This is a genomic window from Vibrio tubiashii, from assembly GCF_028551255.1.
GTDB lineage: Bacteria > Pseudomonadota > Gammaproteobacteria > Enterobacterales > Vibrionaceae > Vibrio > Vibrio tubiashii_B.
This window is the reverse complement of the sequence record NZ_CP117029.1, coordinates 1,637,691-1,660,982: the sequence shown is the minus strand read 5'-3', so window position 1 is coordinate 1,660,982 and position 23,292 is coordinate 1,637,691. Positions and strand designations below refer to the sequence as shown.

Here is a 23,292-nt window from a genome sequence, read left to right as displayed (position 1 = left end):
TAGGACCTTATTTCCACATGGACACGCTGAAAAAAGGCAAACTCAAATTATCACTGATACACACAATCAGTGCCGTTTTTATAACGATTACCATACTGGTGATTTTACTTTCTGTCACGAGCATTAAGGGCTTAGAACGAATTAACTTACAATTTTCTGGCTTATCCGAACAAGCATTACCACTTGCAATGACCAATGCACAGTTAACTCAAAATATATTGGAGCAAGCAAAGCAGCTAAGTTATGTCACCCAAACTCAAGATAACCAAACGCTTGAGGGTATCCGACAACAAATTGCTTCACTAGAGTCGAACATTGCGCTGCTTACCAATCAAGTCCTGCTTGTCTCATCTAATTTGAGTCAAACCATTTCAATTCAGCAGACCGATCAGCTTTCGGGCTCTATCCAATCACTCAACGCATTGAGTGCCAGTGTGATGAGTACGCAGCAAGACATCCTGACTAGACAGGAAAAAATCGACGCAGAAATGGATGGTTTTCGCTACGGGCTAGGATCAGTAGGGCCAGAAATGAATCGGATAAGCTCTTTCCTTGTCGGTGACAACCCAGAGTCAGCGGACGCGGCTAACCGATTTATCGCCAATGTAAGCTCTATGGAAAGCTCGTTTGTTCAGCTCATGATGCAATCTGATCTCTCAAAAGCTCAAGATGAATATCGTGAAATGAAAAATCGCTTAGCTGGGGTGAATTTAGCCTACGATGATTTTAAAGAGTGGCACCCTGATGTCGTTGACTTTGCAAGCTTAACGGCGGGTTACGATATGGTGTTATCAGGTTTTGGTAAAGATGGCATCGTTGACCAAATCCTTTCAAAACTGCAATTAGTTACGACACAGTCTAAGCAGGTTGAAGAAGTTGTCATCACTGCAAATCAAGTCATCGAAACGCTAAATCAAATCTCCTCGACGGCCGAAGCACTGATTGATGAGAGTCAAAGCGTTGTGACTGACACCATGAAGACAATAACAGCGGTTTTATTAGCTAGTGGGGTACTGTTGGTGGTTGTCATATTGATTGCTTGGCTTTCTCTCAAGCACTGGATCAACCGAGGTTTGAGCAACATCCTAAGCAACTTAAATAAGATGACCAATCACGATCTTACGGGTCAGGCGAAATTGCTCGGTCCGTTGGAGATGAAAGAGATTGCTTCTAAGCTGAGCCAAGTGATGGCGTCAACCAACGAGTCGATTTCGACCGTGACGCGTAACTGTGAAACTCTTTATCAAACCGCAGAAATTAGTCACGGGGCTGCGGAGCAGTCAAACAAAAGCTTAAGTGAGCAAAATGACTCTTTAGCAAGTATGGTTACCACGGTGAACCAACTTGAAGCTTCGATTCGCGAAATTTCAACCATTACGACCGAGTCTTATGAAGAATCAAAATCTGCAGTGGCACTATCAAGCCAAGGGGTAACTGCGATAGAAGAAAACCAAGCCCGTTTACAAGCTTTGGAAAACACACTGAATGTAAATGAGTCTTCGATGGTTGAGCTAGATAAGCGTGTTAGACAGATTCGCGAAATGGTCGACTTGATATCAGGGATCGCTGAAAACACCAATTTACTCGCACTGAATGCGGCGATTGAAGCAGCACGCGCCGGAGAGCAAGGCAGAGGTTTTGCTGTCGTTGCGGATGAGGTGCGCAAATTGGCCAGTGATACGTCGAACCAAACAACCAATATTCGAGATCGTATGAACCAACTGGTTGGGGCAGCAGAGCGTTCTCGTGTGGCGGTTGAAGAATCAAGACAAGAAATGGCGAATGCCTTGGAATCGAGCGAACTGGTAAAAACGACGTTTGCTGATATTGAAACGGCAGTTGAACATATCAAAGCGCGCGTTGAACAAGTCTCTGTTGCAACAGAAGAACAAGAACGCGCAACGGCACATGTCAGTGAATCTATTACTCGTGTTTCAGAGCAGGGAGAGCATACCAAGTTGCAGCTTGAGTCTATGGTGGAAAGCTCAGAGCAAGTGGCTGAAATCGCAGGCCATCAACAAGCGATGCTCCACAAGTACGTCGTTTGAATAGGTTAAACTGAAACAACACCAAAAAGGAGCGTAGTGCTCCTTTTTCTATTCTTGCCTAAATGGTTGAGTTAGCATCTTATCGAGTCTTTGCTCCTGTTTGGATTGAAACAGTGGAATACCAATCTTGACTGACTCATGCCCAAGAGCGGGTTGCTCACGGTAAGTTCCGAATCCTTGATCCCATACTGATAAGAAGAAACCAAAGTTGGAATGGGTCTCTTTTTCAATCACTGAGTGATGAACACGGTGCATGTCTGGGGTGACGATTACTCTCCTCAATAGTTTATCTAGCTTTAGTGGCAGATAGGCATTGCTGTGATTGAACATCGCACTGGCATTAAGAATGATTTCAAACACGATAACAGCAATAGGGGAGATGCCGAGCGACAACACTAGACCAATCTTAATCCACATCGATAAGATGATTTCGATAGGGTGGAACCGCGTACCTGTTGTGACATCAATATCTTGGTCAGCATGATGCATTCGATGCAGACGCCACAAAATAGGGACGCGATGAAATACCAAGTGCTGCAAGTAAATTGCTAGGTCAAGCAGAACCACTGAGATGATGATCTCAAAGTACAACGGCAACTGGAATTGATTAAGTAGTCCCCAGCTGTTGTCTGCAGCGTATATAGCCGATTCAAACGCCAGAATAGGCATGAGTAGGCTCAAGCAAACTGAGTTAAATGCGATTAACCCTAGGTTATTCAACCACCGGTAGAGCTTATTTTGGGTCAGTTGTTTGCGTGGCGTTAACCACTCCCATAACCCGCACAGAACCAATACGGAAAGAAAAAAGCTCAAGCGAATCATTTCAGGATTTTGCATTGTGTATTCCTTGCAACTGCTGGTTTGGTGAGTAAACTGGCTCACCCTGTTCATTATCTACGATACGCTATGAGAATCCATGCCTTTCATCACCTGTATCAACAACGTTTAGACCGTTCAACCAAGCCTTTTGTTGCGCGGGGGAGTAAAGTTGTTCGGTGCAAGTACTGTCAAGTTGCGGAAAAGGACTGTTTGTGTGCCCATCAACCTGATATAGAGAGTGGCGTTGCGGCTATGTTGCTACTGTCAGAAAATGAAGTGTTTAAGCCGAGCAATACAGGTCGCTTGATCCTAGATGTGGTCAAAGACGGCTATGCTTATCAATGGAGCCGCACTGAGCCTTCGTCAGAGATGCTTGCGCTACTCAATAACCCTAAGTATCAACCTATTGTCGTCTTCCCTGACGAATATGTTAACGAGCCAGCCCGATTGATCAAACAGGAAGAATCAAAGTTTTGTGAGGGCAAAACGCCCCTCTTGATCTTTTTGGATGGCAGTTGGCGAGAGGCGAGACGAATCTTCAACAAGTCACCGTATTTAGATGCGTTACCCGTTATTTCGATTAATCCGGACACAGTATCGCAATACATGATGCGCCGTTCAGACAACGAGCAACATCTTGCTACCGCTGAGGTCGCCAGTTTGGTGTTTGAACAGTTTGGTGAAGAAAAACTGGCTCTAACTTTGTCGAGTTGGTTTGCCGTATTTCGTGAAAGCTATATGAACAGTAAGACGAGAAACAGGCCAGATGAAGCAAAACCTGCTTTGAATCGTTTCATTGAAGAGATGAGAAACGAGAAACCCATCTAATTATTGCTATTTGGTTGTATACGGGCTGCGCAGTTGGCTTTGCCTCCGAGCTAAATCTGTTCCAAATCACAGTTTGTAGGCGTAGCTATATGGATAATGAGTCAATTAAACCAATTTTTGAGTTATTTTTCTGGGAGAGAAGAGATGTACTACGGCTTTGACGTTGGTGGCACTAAGATTGAATTTGGTGCATTTAACGAAAAACTAGAGCGAGTTGCGACTGAGCGAGTACCAACGCCAACGGATGACTATGCACTTTTGGTAGAGACCATTGCTAGTCTGGTAAATAAATACGATCAAGAATTTGGTTGCGAAGGCAAGATCGGCCTTGGTCTTCCGGGTATGGAAGATGCCGATGACGCGACAGTTCTTACAGTCAATGTGCCTGCGGCAAAAGGAAAGCCTTTGCGCGCGGATCTTGAAGCTAAGATTGGCCGTAGCGTTAAAATTGAGAACGATGCGAACTGTTTTGCGCTTTCAGAAGCATGGGACGAAGAATTAAAAGATGAGCCGTCAGTGATGGGCTTGATTCTTGGTACCGGCTTTGGCGGCGGCTTGATTTATGATGGCGCGGTATTCTCTGGCCGAAATCACGTTGCGGGTGAGCTAGGTCATATGCGCTTGCCAATTGATGCTTGGTTCCACCTTGGTGACGATGCACCGCTACTAGGATGTGGCTGTGGTAAAAAAGGCTGCTTAGACAGTTATCTGTCAGGCCGTGGGTTTGAACTGATCTACGCACACTACTTCGGTGAAGAAAAGAAAGCTATTGAAATCATTAAAGCTTATGAAGCGGGAGAGGCGAAAGCTTCTGAGCATGTAGAACGCTTTATGGAGCTGCTTGCAATCTGTTTTGCCAACATCTTCACAGCAAATGATCCTCACGTTGTTGCACTCGGTGGCGGTCTTTCTAACTTCGAACTGATCTACGAAGAAATGCCAAAGCGCGTACCTAAGTACCTTCTTTCTGTAGCGAAGTGTCCTAAAATCATCAAAGCGAAGCACGGTGATTCAGGCGGCGTACGTGGCGCAGCATTCCTTAACATTAAGTAAGGTAACTGACATTGGATTGAAAAGGGCTGCGATCGCAGCCCTTTTATTTATCCCGCTTGGTATTACTTATTCTTTTTTCCAACCCCTAGGTTTTCTTTTTGCTGCAGGGTGATACGCCCAAAGCCAAGCTTCTTAAAGTGGTTGTCACGGTAGTTGCGTACTGCTTTAGTATCAGAAATCGCTTCGATTTGTTGCTCCATTTTCAAGTATTCAGAGATATCGATGCCTTCAGCTTCAGCTACCGCTTCATGAATGTTGCGATGTTGCTGGTATGAGAAGGTTAACGTTTTCTCTTCATCTTTGTAGGTATAGAGGATTGTGCGAGCCATAAATAATTCCAAATCGATAAAACTAAAGAGGTCAGCATGGCTGACCTCGTCTCTGTGGGCTAGATTCTGCCTTGAAGCGGGATGATTGTCACGCTTTCACCAACTTTAACTGTATCTATCGCTGGTGAAATCTCAATCAAGCAGTTCGCTTCACTCATAGAGCGTAAAATTCCTGATCCTTGTTTGCCAGTTGTTCGAACCGTCAATTGACCGCGATGATCGAGTTCATAGATGCCACGGCTGAACTCGGTGCGGCCTTGGCGAGAACGCAGGCTCTCTGTCGCTATCGCGTTAACTTTAAGAGGTTGCCAGCTTTGCTCTCCCTGCATTTTTCTTAAAGCAGGTTCTACAAAGTTGATGAACGAAACCATGACTGCGACAGGGTTACCCGGTAAACCGAAAAACGGCTTGTTTTGTATTTGACCAAAGGCGAGCGGACGACCTGGTCTCATGTTGATTCGCCAGAAATCGATTTGACCAAGTTTCTCTAATGCAAGTTTAATGTAATCGGCGTCACCGACAGAAACTCCACCAGAAGTCATGACGACATCCGCTTGTGATGCTGCATTTTCTAACGCTTCTATCATCAAGGCCTCGTCATCTTCAATAATACCGAAGTCGAGAATCTCACAGCCTAAGGTCTCTAGCATCCCCATGATGGTGAAACGGTTCGAATCATAAATGGAGTTTTGCTTTTGTTCGCTACCTGGAGCTTGAACTTCATCACCAGTAGAGAAAATGGCGACCTTAAGTTTGCGATAAACGCTGCATTCGGCCATTCCCAGTGAAGCGATCATTCCCATCTCTGGTGAGGCGATTCGCTGACCGGTGGTAAACACTGAAGAGCCTATTGCTAAGTCTTCTCCAGCTTGTCGTACATTCTGACCGACTTTTATGTCTGAAGAGAATGTGACAATGTCACCATTATGTTGAGCTTGTTCGCGCATAATCACGGTGTCACTACCTAGAGGGGTAGGAGCACCTGTCATGATCTTAACCGCTTGACCTTTTTCTAGCGGATGATCGTAAGCGTGACCAGCAAAAACTTCAGCGACGACTTCAAAGCTATCTAAATCGGCATCTTCACCACGAATTGCAAAGCCATCCATTGCTGAGTTCGTGTATTGTGGGACGTTGACCGGAGAGATGACATCTTCAAATAACACTCGGCCGGATGCTTGTGTGATAGGGCATTTTTCGGATTCAGGTACAGGGTTAACCAGTGAAAGAATCTTTTCACGTCCTTGCTCTACTGATAGGAAAGCAGGGGAGAGAGTATCACAACAAGCAGCTTCGTTTTTCTTTGGCTCTGCTTGGCTCTGTACATACTCGGTGACAAATCGCGCGATTGCATCTAAGTCGTTGATGTTCATTTGCGGTAGGTCGCTATCTTCAACAATTGAGTCTGCTGCAATTGCGATGATGTTGTCATCATTGTTGCATAGCCAAGGTTTACCTACTGCTTCACGATGAAGTTCAATTTTAGGAAAGGCGATGTTTTTACAGCCTTCAACGAGAATGACATCGAGCTTATCCGTGTCGAAGCGTGATAGCAGGTAAGCAAACTCAGATTCCTGCTCAGGCGTTTCGGTCATTAACGCGAAACGGTTTCTTGAGGAGATCAACATTTGCGAAGCGCCAGCTTTTCTTAGTCGGTAACTATCTTTGCCTTCTTTATCAACATCAAAATTATGGTGTGCGTGTTTTAGCATACCGATACGTAGACCCGCTTCTGTTAACTTTGGCAGAAGTGCTTCTAACAGTGTTGTTTTCCCCGTACCTGAATACGCGGCAAAACCTAGAATAGGGATAGGAAGATTTAAAGTCATCAGCTGATGGTTCCGAATTGGGCCAGTTCTTCTGGGGTATTTAAGTTTACAAAGCAGTTTGGTGAGTCGCTGAAATCGACATATTCAGTGTTGCACTCTTTGTACAAGAGAATGATTTTACGATCTCCGCGCTCAAGAAAAGCGGTGAGTTTGGGTAATACACGTTTATGGTACAAGGTGAAAACAGGCTGTTGATGGTCACCGTCATGGGCGACTAAAATGTCGGTGCTTTCTGTTACCGACTGGCAAAAGCGCTCTACCAAATCACGGTTAATTTGCGGGCTATCGCATGGTACAAAACCTACCCAATCGGTTGGCGCGTTAATGAGTCCTGCATGAATACCGCCCATTGGGCCAGGGAAGTCTTGAAATTGGTCAGAAAAGACCTCGCCAAATTTCTGGTATGCCTCATGGTTGCGATTGGCATTAATCAAGATGCGTTCAGTTTGAGGTGTTAGTCTTTTGATCACGTGTTGGATCAATGGCTTATCATTGAGTAAGACAAGACCTTTATCTTGCCCTCCCATACGGCTTGCTTGACCACCAGCTAAAATTACCCAGCTCGTTTCTTTTGCTTGAAGCATATTTGAAGTCTTTGACATCATATTGTTGTTAATTTCGAACTCTAGCAAATCTCACTTCTCGATCAAGCAATCAAACGACAGATAAATCCACATAAGGTATGTCGTAAGCTATAAATTGAGAAGATAGCTTGCAATATTGTGTGTTTTATAAACTAATAACAAGGAATATTGTGATCTCTAACGGTTAACGAAAGTGAGGATTAAACGTTATGAAACCGCAATTACTTGTTACTTTTCCATTACTACTATTAGCGACAAGCAGCGCCTTTGCTGCTGATTCAGTCAGCGGACCATATCTCGGTGCTGGCCTAGGCGTCGCTCAATCTGCAGATACTGACAACCATGGCGACTTAGATCCAGATGGCTTAGGTTACAACCTTTACGGTGGCTACTACTTCAACCGTATCGTCGGTATCGAAGGTAACTACAGCGATTATGGTGATATGAAAACCAACGGTCAAAAGAGTATGGCACCGACTTCAGCCTCTGTTTCAGCAAACCTTGGCTACACTTTTGACAATGGAATTCGTCCGTTTGCTCTTGTTGGCCTAAGTTATGTTGACTTGCACGCGAACGACAGTGCTAACATGTCTGATGATACTGGCACAGGCTTTCACTTTGGCCTCGGTGTCGAGTATTCCCCCATGCCTAACCTGACACTAAGAGCTGTTTCTCAAGCAGATGCGGTGAGTGTTGAAAACTCTTACACCATAGGCTCTAGTACAATCAGTACCGATGACAGCACACTGACATTCAACTCTGTCTCTATCGGCGCGGCCTATAAATTCTAGTTACACTTATTGTAATCACCGAGGTTAACGACTTTAACCTCGGTGCTCTAGCTAACCTCTGTTACCGACTTTCGACTCTACCGATTTGTCTTTCAAAACAACGACATTATTTAACTCAAAGTCATTGTTCGAGTATTCTTTCAGCTCAAGTCCACTAATCACCCATTGCTTATTACAAAGCTCAGTCAGTGCATTTTGTTGGTGACTGGTTATGACTAAGCTTGAACCGCGATCTAAAAGATCTTTCGCCATGACCACTAAACGCTCAATCGATTCTTGGTCAAGTGACGCGCTCGGCTCGTCCATCAAAAGAATCGAAGGCTTAAGTATCCATGCCCGTGCCATCGCCACACGTTGTTTCTCTCCACCGGACAAGACTGAAATATGCTCGTCTGCTAAAGTTTCTAAGCCTACCATGCGAAGTGCCGTGATAACTTGAGCTCGCTTATCTTTTGCTGCATCTTTTTCGAAGCGGATACCGTAGACTACATTTTCAAAAACCGTGCCGTCGAAAAGGTACGGAGACTGATGAAGGTAGATCACGCCTTTACGACCAGAGCGGGGAAACAGTCTGTGCAGCCATGTATCGCTCGGTGCACTTACTTTTCCTGTTGATGGTTTCATTAACCCAGACAAGATCTTGAGTAGTGTGGTTTTGCCGACGCCATTATCACCTCTAAGGTAGATAGCGTCGTTTGGACCAATAGAGAGAGTAGGGATGTGGAACAGTACACGCTCTTTAAAGCGCATCGAAAGTTGCTGTGCCGTGATCTTAATTGTCATACAGCGCCCTTAAGTCCTTAAGTAACCTTTGCCGCGCATACTAGTCAGCATGAAGTTTAGTACCAGTGCCAATGTAAGCAAGACGATGCCCAAAGCAACCCCTTGAGCAAACGCCCCTTTGTGGCTCTCCATCGCAATCGCTGTAGGGATGTTACGAGTGATCCCCATAATGTTGCCGCCAACCATGGTTGAGCAACCTACTTCGGTTACAATGCGAGAAAACGCCGCTATCGCTGCTGCTAGGAGTGGAAAACGTGTTTCCCACACCATGGTGGCAATAATTCGAGGTATAGAAGCGCCCAAAGTAATCGAGGTTTCAACTGCTCTTCTATCACTAGACTGCAATGCGCCGTGCATCATTGACACTAATACCGGGAAACCAATCAGCATTTGACCGACAATCATCGCTTTTTGAGTAAACAGCATCTGCCAGTCGCCTAAAGGACCAGCGCGTGACAATAGCATGTAGAGCAATAGACCAATCACAACCGTCGGAATTGCTTGCAGCGTATTAATCAATGATAGGAACAACCATTTGCCTTTAAAATCTGTATAAGCCAATACAAATGAGAAAATGATAGCGGGGAAAAGTACAATTGAAATTGCAGACAAAGAGACGCTGAAGGAGACCGCAACGATCTCCCAAAGCTCTTTATCGAAGCTCACCAATAACGTGAGCGCATCTAGTGTTGTTTGCCAAAGGCTCATCGAGTTCTATTTCTCGTTTGCGTTAGCAACAAACAGTTGTTTGCCATTAAGTTTAAAGTCGTTAATCAGTTTTTGCCCACGTGGGTTAACTAGCCAATCACTAAACTCTTTTGCACCTTGGTAATTAATGCTTGGGTAGCGTTCTGGGTTAACCAAGATGACCTGATATGGGTTAAATAGCTTTTTGTCACCTTGGAACAAAATCTCAAGATCAAGTTTGTTGTTGTATGCGAGCCAAGTACCACGGTCAGTCATGGTATAGCCTTGCATTTCGTTCGCCATGTTGAGCGTTGGCCCCATACCTTGACCGACACTACGATAGCCACCGAAATTTGGCTCCATTTTGGTTTGTTCCCAGATCCCTATCTCTTTTTTATGAGTACCTGAATCATCACCGCGAGAGACAAACGTCGCATTCATATTGGCGATGTTTTTAAACACTTCAGCGACATCTTTCTGCTTTGCCACTTTGGCTGGATCGGCGTGAGGGCCGACAATAACAAAGTCGTTGTACATCAGCTTACGAGGTAGAACGCCATAACCCTTTTCAACAAAGTTTGCTTCGGCTTTCGGGGCATGAGTCATTACCAAATCGACATCACCGTTTTCACCCATTTTAAGCGATTTACCCGTACCGGCTGCGATCACATCGACTTTGTAACCCGTGTCTTTTTCAAATTCAGGAAGTAGGTAGTCAAGTAGACCTGAATGGTAGGTGCTTGTCGTTGTTGCCAAACGCACGTGAGAGTTATCAGCCGAGGATGCCGAATAGCTAACTAGAGCCAAAGACGCAGTTGCTAATGTAAAAGTGAGTTTTTTCATATTGTTATAAATCCGTTTTCTATAATTTGGGCTATTCAAATTAAGAGATATTGAATCTATGCCATAAGATTCGTGTTATAAGTCGGCATGCATAGGAAGCAATCTTAATGCCAAAAATATGTGATAGTTTTCAAACGAAATATCAATAACTTATCTAGTTAAAACTTGATGGGGGACAAAATGTCTCACATTTATTGAGGCGTTAACGGATAAACTTGGTACACTCTGTCCCAATTACCCTATATGAAAGTGGTCATCATGCCTCCATCATTCGATCCTAATAAAGCTTCACAATATCAAGCATTTTCAGTTCTCGTCGTTGATGATGAGATTGGAATGCAAACCATACTGAACAAAGCGTTGAGTAAATGGTTTTCAAAAGTAGATTGTGTCGGGAGTATAGAAGATGCAGAACAGCTTCGTAGTGCTAACCATTACGATTTGATTGTTCTGGACATCAACTTACCTGGACGTTCAGGAATTGAGTGGGAAGAAGCGTTTAATGACCCAGATAAAAAAGCCGACATTATTTTTATGACAGGCTACGCGGATTTGGAAACCGCGATTTCCGCGCTCAAGCTTGGGGCATCTGATTTTATTCTTAAGCCATTTAACCTCGAACAAATGTTGCAAGCGGTGCAGCGCTGTATTGATAAGCGCTTAGAAGAGCGCCACCAGTTTGCGTTGCGTCATGAGTTCAAACGCCATGTCGCGACGGACATTGTCGGAGGCTCAGAAAAGACCGCTCAGTTAAAGCAGCTCATCACACAGTTTGCGCCGTCGCGCGCCTCTGTGCTTGTAGAAGGGGAGTCGGGAACGGGTAAAGAGCTAGTAGCCCGTGGTATTCATGAATCGAGTCAACGAAGCGGGCCATTTGTACCCATCAACTGTGGCGCTATTGCACCTGAATTGCTTGAAAGTGAGTTGTTTGGCCATAATGCTGGTGCATTTACTGGGGCTAAGAAAAACCGTGAAGGTTTGTTCCGTGTAGCAAGTGGTGGCACGCTCTTCTTAGACGAAATTGGTGAAATGCCGCTAGCGATGCAGTCTGCCTTATTACGTGTTTTAGAGCAGCGAACAATCCGCCCAGTTGGTGGTGAAAAAGAGATTTCGGTTGACGTTAGAGTTGTGGCAGCAACCAACCGTAACTTACAAGAAGAGGTTAACAAGGGAAATTTCCGCGCAGACTTATTCTATCGACTTAATGTCCTTAAAATTGATGTCATGCCGTTAAGAGAGCGCAAAGCCGATCTGATTGAGCTTGTGCCATTTTTCACCAAAATGCTCGCATCTGAACTAGGCATGCCAAACCCAAACTGGGCTCATGAAGATATTCTGGCAATGAACGAGTACGACTGGCCGGGCAACATCCGTGAACTCAAAAACCTTATTGAACGTTGCATCCTGCTTGGTAAGCCTCCTGCGCACTACTGGCGAGAGATACATGGTGACACATTAAAGCCTTCCGTTACCATGACCGTCTCAAGTGGCGCGGAGGTGATTGAACTAACAACGCCGTCTAATCAAGGCGAAGGTTATCCAAACAGTTGGTCACTAAAGCAAGTTGAGAAAGCCCATATCCAACAGTTGGTTGATTTTCACGATGGTAACAAATCAGCCGCTGCGCGAGATTTGGGTGTTGCGCGTAAAACGTTAGAGCGCAAATTTAAAGAGTGGGATAGCGAGGAATCGAGCTATGCCGAATAGCACCTCACTTTGGTCAAAATGGCGTTATCGATTCAAAACCATGGTTCGTTATCGCCTGATGATCTTAACCTCTGCGCCTATCGTTTTGACTTTGGTCGCGCTTATTGGCATTACCATTTATTGGTCGATCCATTACACGTGGCAAAGCGCATTGGTTGATGTGTCTGAAAGACTTGGCGTGGCAGAAAATAGCATCGAACTGATTCAAGAAAAACAGGCGAATCATGTTAAGTCGTTTGCAAGTTCTTATGAGTTTGTTTCACGAGTCCGCAGCAAAGAAGTCAGTGAGTTGGATCTTTCAAGTTGGGTATCGAGACAACGAGAAAAATATAAGCTCGACTTTCTGCGTTTTCATCGTGTTGACAGTATGGAAAACAAATTCAGATTTATGGATTTAACCCATCGAGAATCCTTTTTTGATGTGTTAACTCAGCAAGAGTTGGCGGAACTGGGCAGTGATTTGGTCAAGCGTGCTCAAACCCCAATCCTAGAGAACAACTCCGTTGAAAGCAGGGGACTCGTTAGTCGTACAGTGATCCCTATCCGCAATCAAACCAACGATATTATAGGATTCTTAGACGGAGGATTACTGCTAAACAACAGTACGGTGTTGGTTGATACGATTCGTGATCTTATCTATCCGTCTAAGCAAGACAGTTTGCGCCCTGTCGGCACGTTGACGGTATTTTTAGATGATTTACGTGTTAGCACCAATGTGCCTTTGGACAGCAACGACCGACTGGGTAGAGCCATCGGCACTCGCGTTTCTGATGAGGTGAAACAAGCGGTGTTGGTAGAAGGACATGAGTGGACAAACTTAGCGTTTGTGTACGACGCGTGGTACATCACTGCCTATCAGCCTTTATATGACCAGTACAACAACGTGATTGGTATGCTGTATACGGGGTACTTGTTGTGGCCATTCGTGACCACGTACATGACTAATATCGCAGAGATCTCTATCACGACGCTCTTCCTACTGTTTATCTCTAGTTTGCTTGTTTATCGTGGCTCCCGCGATCTGTTCGTGCCGATTGAACATATTCACCGCGTAGTAAAAATGATTCAACTTGGCAAAGAGACTCGCATCGGTCCTTTAGGCTTAGACGAAGGGCATGAGTTGGCTCAACTTGCTAAGCAATTCGACAACATGCTTGATTTGCTTAAGCAGCGGAAGAATGAAATTCAACGGGCTGCGAATGAGTTAGAGTGTAAAGTCCAAGATCGCACCGCGAGTCTTAAAGAGAAAACAGAGGAGTTAGAACTGCACATTCAACTGCTTAATCAGACGCGTGACAAGTTGGTTGTTAATGAGAAATTAGCAGCACTTGGTGAGTTAACAGCGGGAATCGCCCACGAGATCAATAACCCAACCGCTGTGATCTTAGGTAATGTTGAACTGATGCAGTTCGAGTTAGGTGATGAATCTTCTCGCGTAAAAGAAGAGATTGAGGCAATTCACGCGCAGATTGACCGCATCCGCAATATTACACGTAGTTTGCTGCAATATAGTCGACAAGGCGGTGTACAGGATGAGATCACTTGGCAGCGAGTGAATCCAATCATTGAAGAGAGTGTCACGCTGGTTAAAACAGGGGCAAAGAAACGTGAAGTGACGTTTGAAACAGAGTTAAACGCGCAAGCATCCGTTGAAGTGAATCGCCATCAGCTACTGCAAATTCTGGTCAATCTGCAAATGAACGGTATTCATGCGATGCAAGGGAAAGGTCGACTAATCGTCTCAAGCGAAGACTGGGTAGAAGAAGGGCAGACTCGTGGTGCTGTCATTCATGTTAAAGATGAAGGCTGCGGTATTAAGCCCGAGAACCTAAAACGAATCTTCTCACCGTTTTACACCACTAAGCGGGATGGAACGGGCTTAGGTCTTTCTGTCTCACAAAGTATTCTCAGCCAGTCGGGTGGTGAACTCAGAGTTGACTCTGAATGGGGTAAAGGAAGCCAGTTCAGTATTTACCTTCCTGAACGCGCCGAACCTCAACTTAAAGTTATGAACCTATAAAAAACGGTCAGCATTGATGCTGACCGTTCTTTTACTTGTTTGGCTCTTCGGCTAAGGCGTCTTTACAATCCTGATATTTGAGCTTTTCTGGTAACGACTCGGGAGGCATTCCGCACTCCATGATCACTTTTTTGTCGTAGCACTTATTCGATTTTCCATGTAAGCAGATGATTTCATCATCTTGATAAACGATGTCACCTGTTTGTAAATGCCCATAGGTATCGTTTCCCCAGACAGGGTTGGCATTAAACGTATTTTTGGCAATTGCAAAGGAAGCAGTAAAAGGCATTGAGGCTACAAGCAAGAAAAGTGTCTTATTCATGGTTTTGATCGGTTGTTGGAACTGGCAGCGATTATATAGAACTGCAACCTGAATCCAACTTTAAAATGTTAGATAAGATGACTGAGACAATCGACTTATTCGATGTCAGAAAAACAAAACTTGAAGTTCGTCTCAGTAAACAGTAGTGTGGCGCGGTTTTTCATATTTTATAGGTAACGACATTGATTTCCACTAACAACATCACACAGCAATTTGGCGCTAAGCCACTTTTTGAAAACATCTCTGTTAAGTTTGGTGAAGGTAACCGTTACGGCCTTATCGGTGCGAACGGCTGTGGTAAATCAACGTTCATGAAAATCCTAAGCGGAGAGCTTGACCCTACAGGTGGTAACGTAAGTTATGACCCTAACGAGCGCGTAGCGAAGCTAAACCAGGATCAGTTTGCTTACGAAGAGTTCACCGTGATTGATACCGTTATCATGGGTTACAAAGAACTGTGGGAAGTGAAAAAAGAGCGCGATCGCATTTATTCTTTGCCTGAAATGAGCGAAGAAGAGGGCATGCTTGTTGCTGACTTAGAAGTTCAGTTTGCAGAAATGGACGGTTACATGGCCGACGCAAAAGCAGGCGAGCTACTCCTTGCTGTTGGTATTCCTGAAGAACAACACTACGGTTTAATGAGCGAAGTTGCCCCTGGTTGGAAACTTCGTGTTCTTCTTGCACAAGTTCTATTTGCTGACCCGCACATCATGCTACTCGACGAACCAACCAACAACTTGGACATGGATACTATCCGCTGGTTGGAAGAGACGCTAAACCAACGTAACTGCACGATGATCATCATCTCGCACGACCGTCACTTCTTGAACTCAGTTTGTACACACATGGCAGACTTAGACTACGGTGAGCTACGTGTATACCCTGGTAACTATGATGAGTACATGACAGCGGCATCGCAAGCACGCGATCGTCTATTGTCTGACAATGCGAAGAAAAAAGCGCAAATTGCCGAGTTGCAAACCTTCGTTGCTCGTTTCTCTGCTAACGCATCTAAGGCGAAACAAGCTACTTCTCGTGCTAAACAGATCGATAAGATTCAGCTTGAAGAAGTAAAAGCATCAAGCCGACAAAACCCGTTTATCCGTTTTGAGCAATCGAAAGAGTTGTTCCGTAACGCACTTATCGTAGAAAACCTTAGCCAAGGTTTCGAAGACGATTTGTTTAGCGATTTCAATGCGATCTTTGAAGTGGGTGAACGTGTTGCCATCATCGGTGAGAACGGTGTGGGTAAAACAACGCTGCTCAACACTCTTGCGGGTGTACTAGAGCCACGCACGGGTGAATTTAAGTGGTCAGAAAACTCTAACATTGGTTACTATGCTCAAGACCATGCCGCTGATTTTGAAGAAGCTCTAAACCTTATGGATTGGATGGGACAGTGGCGTCAAGAAGGTGATGACGAGCAAGTCATTCGTAGCTTCTTAGGTCGTATGCTGTTTTCTCAAGATGACATCAAAAAGTCAGTAAAAGTACTTTCTGGTGGTGAGCAAGGCCGCATGCTTCTAGGTAAGCTTATGATGCATAAACCAAACATGCTGCTGATGGATGAGCCAACCAACCACATGGATATGGAATCTATCGAATCTCTAAACACTGCACTAGAGCAATACAAAGGTACGCTATTTTTCGTATCTCACGACCGCGTATTTGTAGACTCGTTGGCAACTCGTATCATCGAGATCAAAGATAACAAGATTACCGACTTTAAAGGCACTTACGCTGAGTTCCTAAAAGCTCGTGGCATTGTAGGCTAAGTCTAGCTTCTAATCTGGTTACTGAAAGCCTCGCATTACCTAATGCGGGGCTTTTTTGTAGTTTGAACATCAGTACTGTATAAATATACACACTGGCGGGAGCAGGGCCCAAATCATGCTATGTAGAATAATTCTGCATTTTGTGATTCGTAAGCTTCTTGGTTAAACATAAGCCACTGTTACTTTGAAAGTTAAGTTGGTAACGTTAGGGAAATTAAAGTTATATAGCAGATTGGTTCTGTAGTTGTTTATAGAATTGTTCTGGCTAAGAACTGTTAATAAGCTAGCTGTAAACGAATAGTATTTTATGGCATGTAGTTGGTCATGTGCTTTTGGTTTAGCGGTTTAGTTTTAGTTTGATCGTACGCTTTGGGTTCGTCGTTTCTTTGGTGTAAATGCCATTTGAAAGCATCAAAAGCGCTAATATGCCGGCAACCAGTTTCTATCTCATAAGTTCATCGCTGTGGCAATTAACTGTCCATAACTTCAGTGGGTGGCTCGTCCTCTGAAACCTTAGGTGTGGTATTTGCTGTCGTTTGCTTTCCGGAAGGCAAAGTGGGTCAGCAGCCAGTAAAGGTTCGGTTGGTTTGTTGTGTTGAGTTCAGTGGTCTGTTTGGCTCTAGATCGCGCCGAAAGTACTTTATTAACAATCTGCTTAAGACGGACTGCCAACACTCGGCGAATTTACTTCAAAGTTTGCTCTGTGTTTACGGTGGCTTGTTTACGTTTGTGGTATGTTGTCAGCCACTTAGCAAGGCGTTAGGTTTCCAGGTCATATTTGGATTGTTTATTTTAAGGTAAAAAATGGAAGAATTAGATGTCAAAATCGTGGTGACTATCATTGCAGCGATTGTCTCTTTTATAGGCTTAATAATCGCTAAGGACCATAAGATTTCTGAGTTTCGACAATGCTGGATCAACGATTTTAGAGCAGATATTGCAGCATTAATGGGATGTGTAAGTAATATTTCAAGTAAATTTATTCTGGCGGATAAGGAGTCTGAGTCTGAGAGTATTGATGTCATGAAATTCATCGAAAATGCACATGAAACTTACGATGAAGCGCATAGGCTTATATACAAATTAAAGTTAATGCTTAACCCTAAGAAAGATCATGATTTGATTACTGCTATTTATACTGTTGAAAGTATGATTATGAGCGCTGAAAAAATGAGGGATTCTAAGTACTATCATAATGCTACTGAAGAACTATATTCATTAAGTCATCAAACTTTAAAAAATGAATGGACAAGAGTTAAAAAAGGCGAAGCAGTATTCCATTTTACTAAATGGGTACTAGTTTTTGGGATAGTATTATTACTTGGTTCATATGTAGTAGACATCTATTCAGCTCTTGGCTCCTGAACCTAACAATCTGTTCAAGAGGGATTCGCAACGCGTGGCATTTTTACTATGCGTTGGTTTTAGTGTTTAAGGTGGTATGCGGCGGCTTAGGTATTGCGCTGCTCACCCCTTAACAGGACGTTAGAATTGTAAGATATATGGAATCAGATATAAAAAGCAAAATTATTGGCGCTATAATACTCTTTATCATAATCGCGCTAATGAGGTATTCATCAACCAAAAAGACCCAAAGTGGTGAATTAAGTTTCGGAATTTTTTTACCAGTTATCGGGGTGGCTACTCTAGCTTTTTCAATAATTATCGTATGGATGTTTTTTAATGTTGGAAGAGCGAATGATGGGATTGGAGAGGTATTATCCGCATTTGGTCTTGTTGTCTTTTTTGGCTCGGGTTCGTTCGTGAGCTTCATGGAATTTTTTAAAGTCAAAGGAAGATTCGATTCTGTTGGTATCGATTTCTATACACCTTGGACTGGCGCTAAGAAAGAGAAATGGGAAAATATAGTTGATGTTAAGTACAACCGTACAATGTCTTGGTACGTTATACAGTTCAAGTCGGGAGCCAAGGTTCGGCTTTCTTCGTATTTGCAAGGGCACTATGAAGTAGTTCACATTATTAAAGCTCGAGGTTTTGACTTCTAACAAGGCGTTCAAGACGGACTGCCTACGCGTGGCGGTTTTGGTTTGGCAAGGTTTTGTGTTTAAGGTGGTCATGCTAGTTCTGTTGGCCGGCAGCCACTTAACGCAGCGTTATGGCGCAGCGGAAAGTGGGTACTGTCTGTCAATGCTTACAGATTTAAGTTTTAATGAGGAGAGCCCCTGGTGATGGGGTGCTCTCACAGTTGGAAATGTCATTGCTCACTCATTGCTTCACCCAGCCTAGTGCATAGTAGCCATTTATTATTTTCCCACTACTTTTTTTAGGCTCACACGCTAATATATTTGAGCCAACTTCTATTAATGCACCCCGTGTATATATTTCGTTTCTGTAGACACAGTAAGTACCTTCATCTATGTCTGCTAGCTTGGTTGGTACTATTACTGTTTTGGGCGTATCTGTGTTTGCAAGAGCAAGCGGTGAGGATAAACCTATGGCAAGGGAAATAATAGCAAGTGTTGATTTCATATAATTCTCCGTTATTTAAGTGTCTGAGTTATATAGTGTTTAGATTAAGGTTTTTCGAGGTAATTAGAAAGTCATGGTGACTAGTTAAGGTATGATCTTCTTAATGTTTTTGCTATTTCTTTACCAGTGAATCAGCTTGCGCCATAACAAGCAATTTAAGAGGGATTCACAACGCTCGGCATTTTTGTTTCTACTTCAAATTTAGTGTTTATGGCACAATGTTTTAGGTTTGGGTGAGGGCGTTGTTCACCCCTTAATTGGGCGTTAAGTGATTGGAGTGTTGATGTTTAATCAAGTTCAAGTGTCAGATATGACAGCCTTAAAGTCTTTGTTAACTGAAGCTAGGTCAGCTTTGCGTACAAAGCATAAAGAATTTACTTATCCAAGTGAACTCAGAAGTCATACGTGTTCTTTAGACACATGGAAACAAAACTATAAAAAGATCGATCTCCTCAACAAAGATATTCTCGATGAAATAAGTCAGAGAGCCGGTGTTTATGCTGTATTTTCTCAGAGTAAACAGAAGCCTAATCTTGAAGTTATGTATATCGGTCAAACAACAGGAAATGGTAGCCGGCAAAGAGTCAGGTCACACTTAGTTTGGAGAAACAAAGAGACTAAGTCCGGAAAGTCTACTGGTTCAAAATTTGATGAATTACGAGCTCTTGTCGCAAAGGGATGTGACATTTACATATCATTTGTTGAAATTAATCCAGCCTCGTTAAGGCATTATGTAGAGGATGAACTCATACAAAAAATACAGCCTAAATGGAACCATAATGGAACAACATTGGCTGGACAATGCAGGGTATCACGCATGTAAACAATCACTTAACAAATAATTTAAGAGGGATTCCCAACGCTCGGCATTTTTGGTTCTACTTCAAGTTAAGTGTTTATGGCACAATGCTTTATGTTTGGGTGGTAGCGTTGCTCACCCCTTAATTGGGCGTTATATTTTCGGAGATATTTGTGGAATTAGAAAATTTGAGAAAAAGCGCCAAAATGGAGCTTTGGACTTCAGTACCAGTTATGTTTTTAGCTTTAGCAATTCCTACGTTGTTTTGGTTCGGCTTTCTGAATGGGGCTGTCGATGCTTCATCTTGGTTTCAGCGCAGTGGGTCATTTATGATTCTCTTTGCTGTTTGGGCTGAGTTTAAGCTATTTAAACTTGGAAACAACATGAACCCGAGAAGTGAACAAGGTCAATCTTGGGATGATATTGGGAATTCAGATGCCCTTCATAAAGAGTTTGGTGGATATGTAGCAACCTTTAAAACCATTGCAGCGGTTTTGGCTATCTTTGGTACATTGATCTGTGGCTATGGTGATTTAGTTTATATCTACTGGAACTAAAAATATAACAAGCTGCTCAAGACGGACTATCAACGCTCGGCAGTTTTGGTTCTAAATCAGGTATAGTGATTACGGTTGTAATTTTTAGTATTGTGGTATGCGTTGCTAGCCACTTAGCAGAGCGTTAGCTAGTGTTTAAAGAAACTGAGGGCTTAAGTGCTCATGAATACGGGGCTCTGGCTTCACACTTGATGGTCCTTAGGTGCAAACTATCTCGCCAGTGGCACTGTTCGTTAAGTGGTTGAATCAACCAAAGTCAGCTTACTGAAGTGTTGTGTTTGTTTAGTTCTTTGGTGCGGCTTCTTGGGTGTTGAGATGTTGCGTAGCTAAATCTGATTTGCGCACTTGGTAGTTGGCTTCTTCGAACGCATTCTCTGCCACGCCAATTTCACCAATAGTTTTTCGGATTTGAGCTGCCCAATTCACATTGTCATTCGAAACTAATAATGTATTTCAAATTAGGCACTTGGGTGAAAAACTCAACCTTCTTCGTAGCAGCAAACAATCTGCTCAAGTCGGACTATCAACGCTCGGCGATTTTGGTTTTAGTTAGGTATAGTGTTTACGGTGGTCTGGTTAAGTGTCGCGGTATGCGTTGCTAGCCACTTAGCAGGGCGTTATATTTCTTTTGGCTCAATAACGATGTGAATCGACTAGGTGAGAGCCTCCATCGCCACCAATATCTAAAATTGCACATACAATAGCAAAGTATTTGGGGTAGATCCCTTTTGCTACAAAGTCATTGGCATGACGGTTATTGCTACGTAACTCGTCAAATTGATCCCACGCATTTCGGTTTGATATGAACTCATTGACTTGCCAGTGTTCATTAAAATTATTTCTTTTGAAAATCGCAATATATCGAATGACCTGCACGATTTCTTTTGGATTTAGCTGGTATAACTCCAGCGTTGCTCTTTCATCATAGCTACCCGTAATAGCTTTATATACTTCAGCAATTAGTTCTTTCTTAAGTGAGCTGTGAGCTTCTTTACTAATGCTAGTTAAAACAGCTGATTTTTGTTCAAGGAGTTGCTCATGCAGTTTTCTATTTTGGCTTTTTGCATTATCTAATTCTTTACGTAGACGAGCACTAGATGTAATTTCTTTGGAATGTTCGCTTTTTTGTTTACGTTCCTCAAGTCTAGATAGGTTCTCTATATTGCTTGCTAATATGTCTCTTAGTAGTCTTCCTGACTTAAGTTGTTTAACGATGTCTGTCGCAACTGTTCTACTATGACATTCGTGGATACGAATATCAGAAGCGGTGATTATAAATTTACTGTCTTTCTCTAAGTAACTAAACATAAAATATAGCTCTCACTGAGTTTTCAGTATATTTTACCGTGCGTCATCTTGCTTTCATAGATGCAGTGTTGAAAATATAACAAGCAATTCAAGAGGGATTCACAACGCTTGGCACTTTTGCTTCTACTTGAGTTTTAGTGTTTATGGCACAATGTTTTTAGTTTGGGGGGAGGCGTTGTTCACACCTTAATTGGGCGTTAGTGTTCAAGGAGACAAATTGGACGAGTTACTAAAATATGCTTCTCTTATCACTTTGTGTGGAGCAGCAATCTCGTTTGTGATTGGTCTGATTAAGTGGATCGACCAACGTAATAGAGAGCAAAAACAGAAACAATATGAAGCTCTTCATAAAATGGTGTTGCTAGCTTCTGGCGTTGATGAGAGCGGACAGACCATAAAAATGGTTCAGCAAATTGCGGCTATTTATCAACTTCAAAGCTATAAAGATTTTGCTTTCGCATCAGTTCCTGTATTAGAGCTTATGTTGTTTGAACACGGTAATCAAAGCGATCCACGGTCAGATCACCTTATTAAAGCAATTAAGTCCAGTATTCATGCGTTGAAAGAACACTAACAAATTGTTCAAGAGTGATTCGGCACGCGTGGCATTTTTATTATGCGTTAGTTTTAGTGGTTAAGGTGGTATGCAGAGGCTTTGGTATTGCGTGCCTCACACCTTAACAAGGCGTTAGCTTTAAAGGTGAATAAATGTCAAAGTATTATTCTGAATCTCCATTGGTTTACCCTAGCGATAGTGATGTGTCTAATACTCGTAGTGCCAAGCATGAAAATCACCTAGATTATTTTTACGGAGATTTCTGGTGTGTTTACGAGGATAGAGAGAATAAATGTTATCTAGAATTTGACAAAGGGCATTTTGGTGTGGATTTAACGACAGTTCTCATTAGCCGCAGTGAATATAAAGAACTGATTAGTTCAGAAACTAGCATTGAAGTGGTTCTCGCTCGCTATCGGCAATAAAGCTAACAATAAATTTAAGTAGATTCGCAACGCTTGGCATTTTCGGTTTGAATCAACTTTAGTGTTTACGGCACAATGCTTTAGGTAAAGTGGTGGCGTTGCTCACGACTTAATTGGGCGTTAGCTTTCAAGGAGTAATTATGCTGCTAAACCTCAATACGTTTTCTATTGAAAACTTTGTACTTAGCGCAGAGTGTAGCCTTCCTGATGGTAGCCACTCTTTCGGATGCTATTTACTAAGTGTAGTAAATGGTAAGGTGCATCGCATCCATGTCCGCTTGAGTGAGTTTTATTCAAGAGGAGATGTTTTTACAGGTGAGCTTCTGTTGGGTAATCGTTATTTATCAATAAATGATGGTATGCAGCCAGAGCAGATAAAGGCTTTGTTTTCTAATCATATTGAACATTGGGACGATGGAGTCGAGGTTAATTACCAGTATCTAGTTGATGGTATCGAGTTAGAATTTAGTTGGCATTACCTAGGAAAGAAACTCATAGCAAATTACATTGTACTGGAAATAGAAAGCTAACAAAGCATTTAAGACGGATTCCCAACGCTTGGCGTTTTCGGATTACTTCAGTTTAAGTGTTTATGTCACAATGGTTTAGGTCGGGTGGTTGGCGTGGCTCACCCCTTAACAGGGCGTTAGTTGCCTTATCAATATTTCATGTCCAATTTACTGTACAAGTGTGTAAGTGAAGACTATACTTGTTCCATTTAATGTACATGTGGAGGTTC

General features: G+C 43.0%; 25 protein-coding genes and 1 pseudogene. 15 read left to right on the top strand and 11 right to left on the bottom strand.

The annotated features are described in order from the left end of the window. Nucleotides 1-17 precede the first annotated feature (17 nt). Nucleotides 18-2,048: a methyl-accepting chemotaxis protein gene (locus LYZ37_RS07620; RefSeq protein WP_272785027.1), complete on the top strand. Its 2,031-nt coding sequence runs from the start codon at nt 18-20 to the stop codon at nt 2,046-2,048. 48 nt (nt 2,049-2,096) lie between these two features. Here the strand turns inward: LYZ37_RS07620 and LYZ37_RS07615 are convergent, their stop codons facing one another. Then, nucleotides 2,097-2,885 carry a sterol desaturase family protein gene (locus LYZ37_RS07615; RefSeq protein WP_272785026.1) on the bottom strand — a complete coding sequence of 263 codons (789 nt, stop codon included), beginning with the start codon at nt 2,883-2,885 and terminating at the stop codon, nt 2,097-2,099. A 69-nt stretch (nt 2,886-2,954) separates the two neighbouring features. Between LYZ37_RS07615 and LYZ37_RS07610 the strand changes: the two genes are divergently transcribed. Continuing rightward, nucleotides 2,955-3,695, top strand: a complete 741-nt coding sequence (locus tag LYZ37_RS07610; RefSeq protein ID WP_272785025.1) for a tRNA-uridine aminocarboxypropyltransferase — start codon at nt 2,955-2,957, stop codon at nt 3,693-3,695. A gap of 144 nt (nt 3,696-3,839) precedes the next feature. Then, a complete protein-coding gene (nagK, locus tag LYZ37_RS07605) occupies nt 3,840-4,748 on the top strand; it encodes an N-acetylglucosamine kinase (RefSeq protein WP_239854532.1) in 909 nt (302 codons plus the stop codon). Between the two features lie 62 nt (nt 4,749-4,810). Here the strand turns inward: nagK and LYZ37_RS07600 are convergent, their stop codons facing one another. From LYZ37_RS07600 to mobA, 3 genes are read right to left on the bottom strand one after another with little or no spacing between them, the layout of a single operon-like run. Next, nucleotides 4,811-5,077: a DUF2960 domain-containing protein gene (locus tag LYZ37_RS07600; RefSeq protein ID WP_171324412.1), complete on the bottom strand. Its 267-nt coding sequence runs from the start codon at nt 5,075-5,077 to the stop codon at nt 4,811-4,813. A 59-nt stretch (nt 5,078-5,136) separates the two neighbouring features. Further along, nucleotides 5,137-6,906, bottom strand: coding sequence for a bifunctional molybdopterin-guanine dinucleotide biosynthesis adaptor protein MobB/molybdopterin molybdotransferase MoeA (locus LYZ37_RS07595; protein WP_272785024.1), 1,770 nt, complete (start codon nt 6,904-6,906; stop codon nt 5,137-5,139). Then, nucleotides 6,906-7,490 (bottom strand): molybdenum cofactor guanylyltransferase MobA, encoded by a 585-nt coding sequence (gene mobA / locus LYZ37_RS07590; RefSeq protein WP_171324408.1) that lies wholly within the window; start codon nt 7,488-7,490, stop codon nt 6,906-6,908. Before mobA ends, LYZ37_RS07595 begins: the two co-directional genes overlap by 1 nt. A 209-nt stretch (nt 7,491-7,699) precedes the next feature. Here mobA and LYZ37_RS07585 point away from each other — a divergent pair, with 209 nt between their 5' ends. Further along, entirely contained in the window at nt 7,700-8,281 is a 582-nt protein-coding gene (locus LYZ37_RS07585; protein WP_171324406.1) for a porin family protein, read from the top strand. Between the two features lie 135 nt (nt 8,282-8,416). On the opposite strand, the pseudogene LYZ37_RS07580 reads toward LYZ37_RS07585, so the two are convergent. The 3 genes and pseudogenes from LYZ37_RS07580 to LYZ37_RS07570 all read right to left on the bottom strand — a co-directional run. Then, nucleotides 8,417-9,064, bottom strand: a pseudogene (locus tag LYZ37_RS07580) (energy-coupling factor ABC transporter ATP-binding protein); the annotation flags it as partial. A gap of 9 nt (nt 9,065-9,073) precedes the next feature. After that, entirely contained in the window at nt 9,074-9,772 is a 699-nt protein-coding gene (locus LYZ37_RS07575; RefSeq protein ID WP_004743683.1) for an ABC transporter permease, read from the bottom strand. A gap of 6 nt (nt 9,773-9,778) precedes the next feature. Beyond that, nucleotides 9,779-10,594 carry a substrate-binding domain-containing protein gene (locus LYZ37_RS07570; RefSeq protein WP_272787126.1) on the bottom strand — a complete coding sequence of 272 codons (816 nt, stop codon included), beginning with the start codon at nt 10,592-10,594 and terminating at the stop codon, nt 9,779-9,781. A gap of 258 nt (nt 10,595-10,852) precedes the next feature. Here LYZ37_RS07570 and LYZ37_RS07565 point away from each other — a divergent pair, with 258 nt between their 5' ends. Together LYZ37_RS07565 and LYZ37_RS07560 are read left to right on the top strand one after the other, a co-directional pair. Further along, entirely contained in the window at nt 10,853-12,301 is a 1,449-nt protein-coding gene (locus LYZ37_RS07565) for a sigma-54-dependent transcriptional regulator (RefSeq protein ID WP_272787125.1), read from the top strand. Further along, nucleotides 12,291-14,321, top strand: coding sequence for a sensor histidine kinase (locus tag LYZ37_RS07560; RefSeq protein ID WP_272787124.1), 2,031 nt, complete (start codon nt 12,291-12,293; stop codon nt 14,319-14,321). Before LYZ37_RS07565 ends, LYZ37_RS07560 begins: the two co-directional genes overlap by 11 nt. 31 nt (nt 14,322-14,352) lie before the next feature. Here the strand turns inward: LYZ37_RS07560 and LYZ37_RS07555 are convergent, their stop codons facing one another. Next, nucleotides 14,353-14,643, bottom strand: coding sequence for a hypothetical protein (locus tag LYZ37_RS07555; RefSeq protein ID WP_272787123.1), 291 nt, complete (start codon nt 14,641-14,643; stop codon nt 14,353-14,355). Between the two features lie 182 nt (nt 14,644-14,825). Between LYZ37_RS07555 and LYZ37_RS07550 the strand changes: the two genes are divergently transcribed. The 3 genes from LYZ37_RS07550 (at nt 14,826) to LYZ37_RS07535 (ending at nt 18,424) form a co-directional block, all read left to right on the top strand. Continuing rightward, on the top strand, nt 14,826-16,418 hold the full coding sequence (locus tag LYZ37_RS07550; RefSeq protein ID WP_272787122.1) for an ABC-F family ATPase: 1,593 nt from the start codon (nt 14,826-14,828) through the stop codon (nt 16,416-16,418). A gap of 804 nt (nt 16,419-17,222) precedes the next feature. After that, on the top strand, nt 17,223-17,783 hold the full coding sequence (locus tag LYZ37_RS07545; protein WP_272787121.1) for a hypothetical protein: 561 nt from the start codon (nt 17,223-17,225) through the stop codon (nt 17,781-17,783). A gap of 137 nt (nt 17,784-17,920) precedes the next feature. Continuing rightward, complete coding sequence (locus LYZ37_RS07535) at nt 17,921-18,424, top strand: hypothetical protein (RefSeq protein WP_272787120.1); 504 nt, start codon at nt 17,921-17,923, stop codon at nt 18,422-18,424. 220 nt (nt 18,425-18,644) lie between these two features. On the opposite strand, the gene LYZ37_RS07530 is transcribed toward LYZ37_RS07535, so the two are convergent. After that, the gene (locus LYZ37_RS07530) at nt 18,645-18,908 is read right to left on the bottom strand and encodes a DUF1496 domain-containing protein (RefSeq protein ID WP_272787119.1); all 264 of its coding nucleotides are present in this window, start codon (nt 18,906-18,908) and stop codon (nt 18,645-18,647) included. 283 nt (nt 18,909-19,191) lie between these two features. Between LYZ37_RS07530 and LYZ37_RS07525 the strand changes: the two genes are divergently transcribed. Both LYZ37_RS07525 and LYZ37_RS07520 read left to right on the top strand, forming a co-directional pair. Continuing rightward, nucleotides 19,192-19,731, top strand: a complete 540-nt coding sequence (locus LYZ37_RS07525) for a hypothetical protein (protein WP_272787118.1) — start codon at nt 19,192-19,194, stop codon at nt 19,729-19,731. A 149-nt stretch (nt 19,732-19,880) separates the two neighbouring features. Beyond that, nucleotides 19,881-20,264 (top strand): hypothetical protein, encoded by a 384-nt coding sequence (locus LYZ37_RS07520; protein ID WP_272787117.1) that lies wholly within the window; start codon nt 19,881-19,883, stop codon nt 20,262-20,264. A gap of 282 nt (nt 20,265-20,546) precedes the next feature. On the opposite strand, the gene LYZ37_RS07515 is transcribed toward LYZ37_RS07520, so the two are convergent. Then, nucleotides 20,547-20,690: a hypothetical protein gene (locus LYZ37_RS07515; RefSeq protein ID WP_272787116.1), complete on the bottom strand. Its 144-nt coding sequence runs from the start codon at nt 20,688-20,690 to the stop codon at nt 20,547-20,549. 20 nt (nt 20,691-20,710) lie between these two features. Here LYZ37_RS07515 and LYZ37_RS07510 point away from each other — a divergent pair, with 20 nt between their 5' ends. After that, the gene (locus LYZ37_RS07510; protein WP_272787115.1) at nt 20,711-20,866 is read left to right on the top strand and encodes a hypothetical protein; all 156 of its coding nucleotides are present in this window, start codon (nt 20,711-20,713) and stop codon (nt 20,864-20,866) included. A gap of 31 nt (nt 20,867-20,897) precedes the next feature. Here the strand turns inward: LYZ37_RS07510 and LYZ37_RS07505 are convergent, their stop codons facing one another. After that, nucleotides 20,898-21,572 carry a hypothetical protein gene (locus LYZ37_RS07505; protein ID WP_272787114.1) on the bottom strand — a complete coding sequence of 225 codons (675 nt, stop codon included), beginning with the start codon at nt 21,570-21,572 and terminating at the stop codon, nt 20,898-20,900. 217 nt (nt 21,573-21,789) lie between these two features. On the opposite strand from LYZ37_RS07505, the gene LYZ37_RS07500 reads away from it, so the two are divergent. The 3 genes from LYZ37_RS07500 to LYZ37_RS07485 all read left to right on the top strand — a co-directional run bounded on the left by LYZ37_RS07500 (nt 21,790) and on the right by LYZ37_RS07485 (nt 23,083). Continuing rightward, a complete protein-coding gene (locus LYZ37_RS07500) occupies nt 21,790-22,146 on the top strand; it encodes a hypothetical protein (protein ID WP_017449618.1) in 357 nt (118 codons plus the stop codon). Nucleotides 22,147-22,280: 134 nt separating this feature from the next. Next, nucleotides 22,281-22,553 carry a hypothetical protein gene (locus LYZ37_RS07490; RefSeq protein ID WP_272787113.1) on the top strand — a complete coding sequence of 91 codons (273 nt, stop codon included), beginning with the start codon at nt 22,281-22,283 and terminating at the stop codon, nt 22,551-22,553. A 140-nt stretch (nt 22,554-22,693) separates the two neighbouring features. Continuing rightward, the gene (locus LYZ37_RS07485) at nt 22,694-23,083 is read left to right on the top strand and encodes a hypothetical protein (RefSeq protein ID WP_272787112.1); all 390 of its coding nucleotides are present in this window, start codon (nt 22,694-22,696) and stop codon (nt 23,081-23,083) included. Nucleotides 23,084-23,292: the final 209 nt, after the last annotated feature.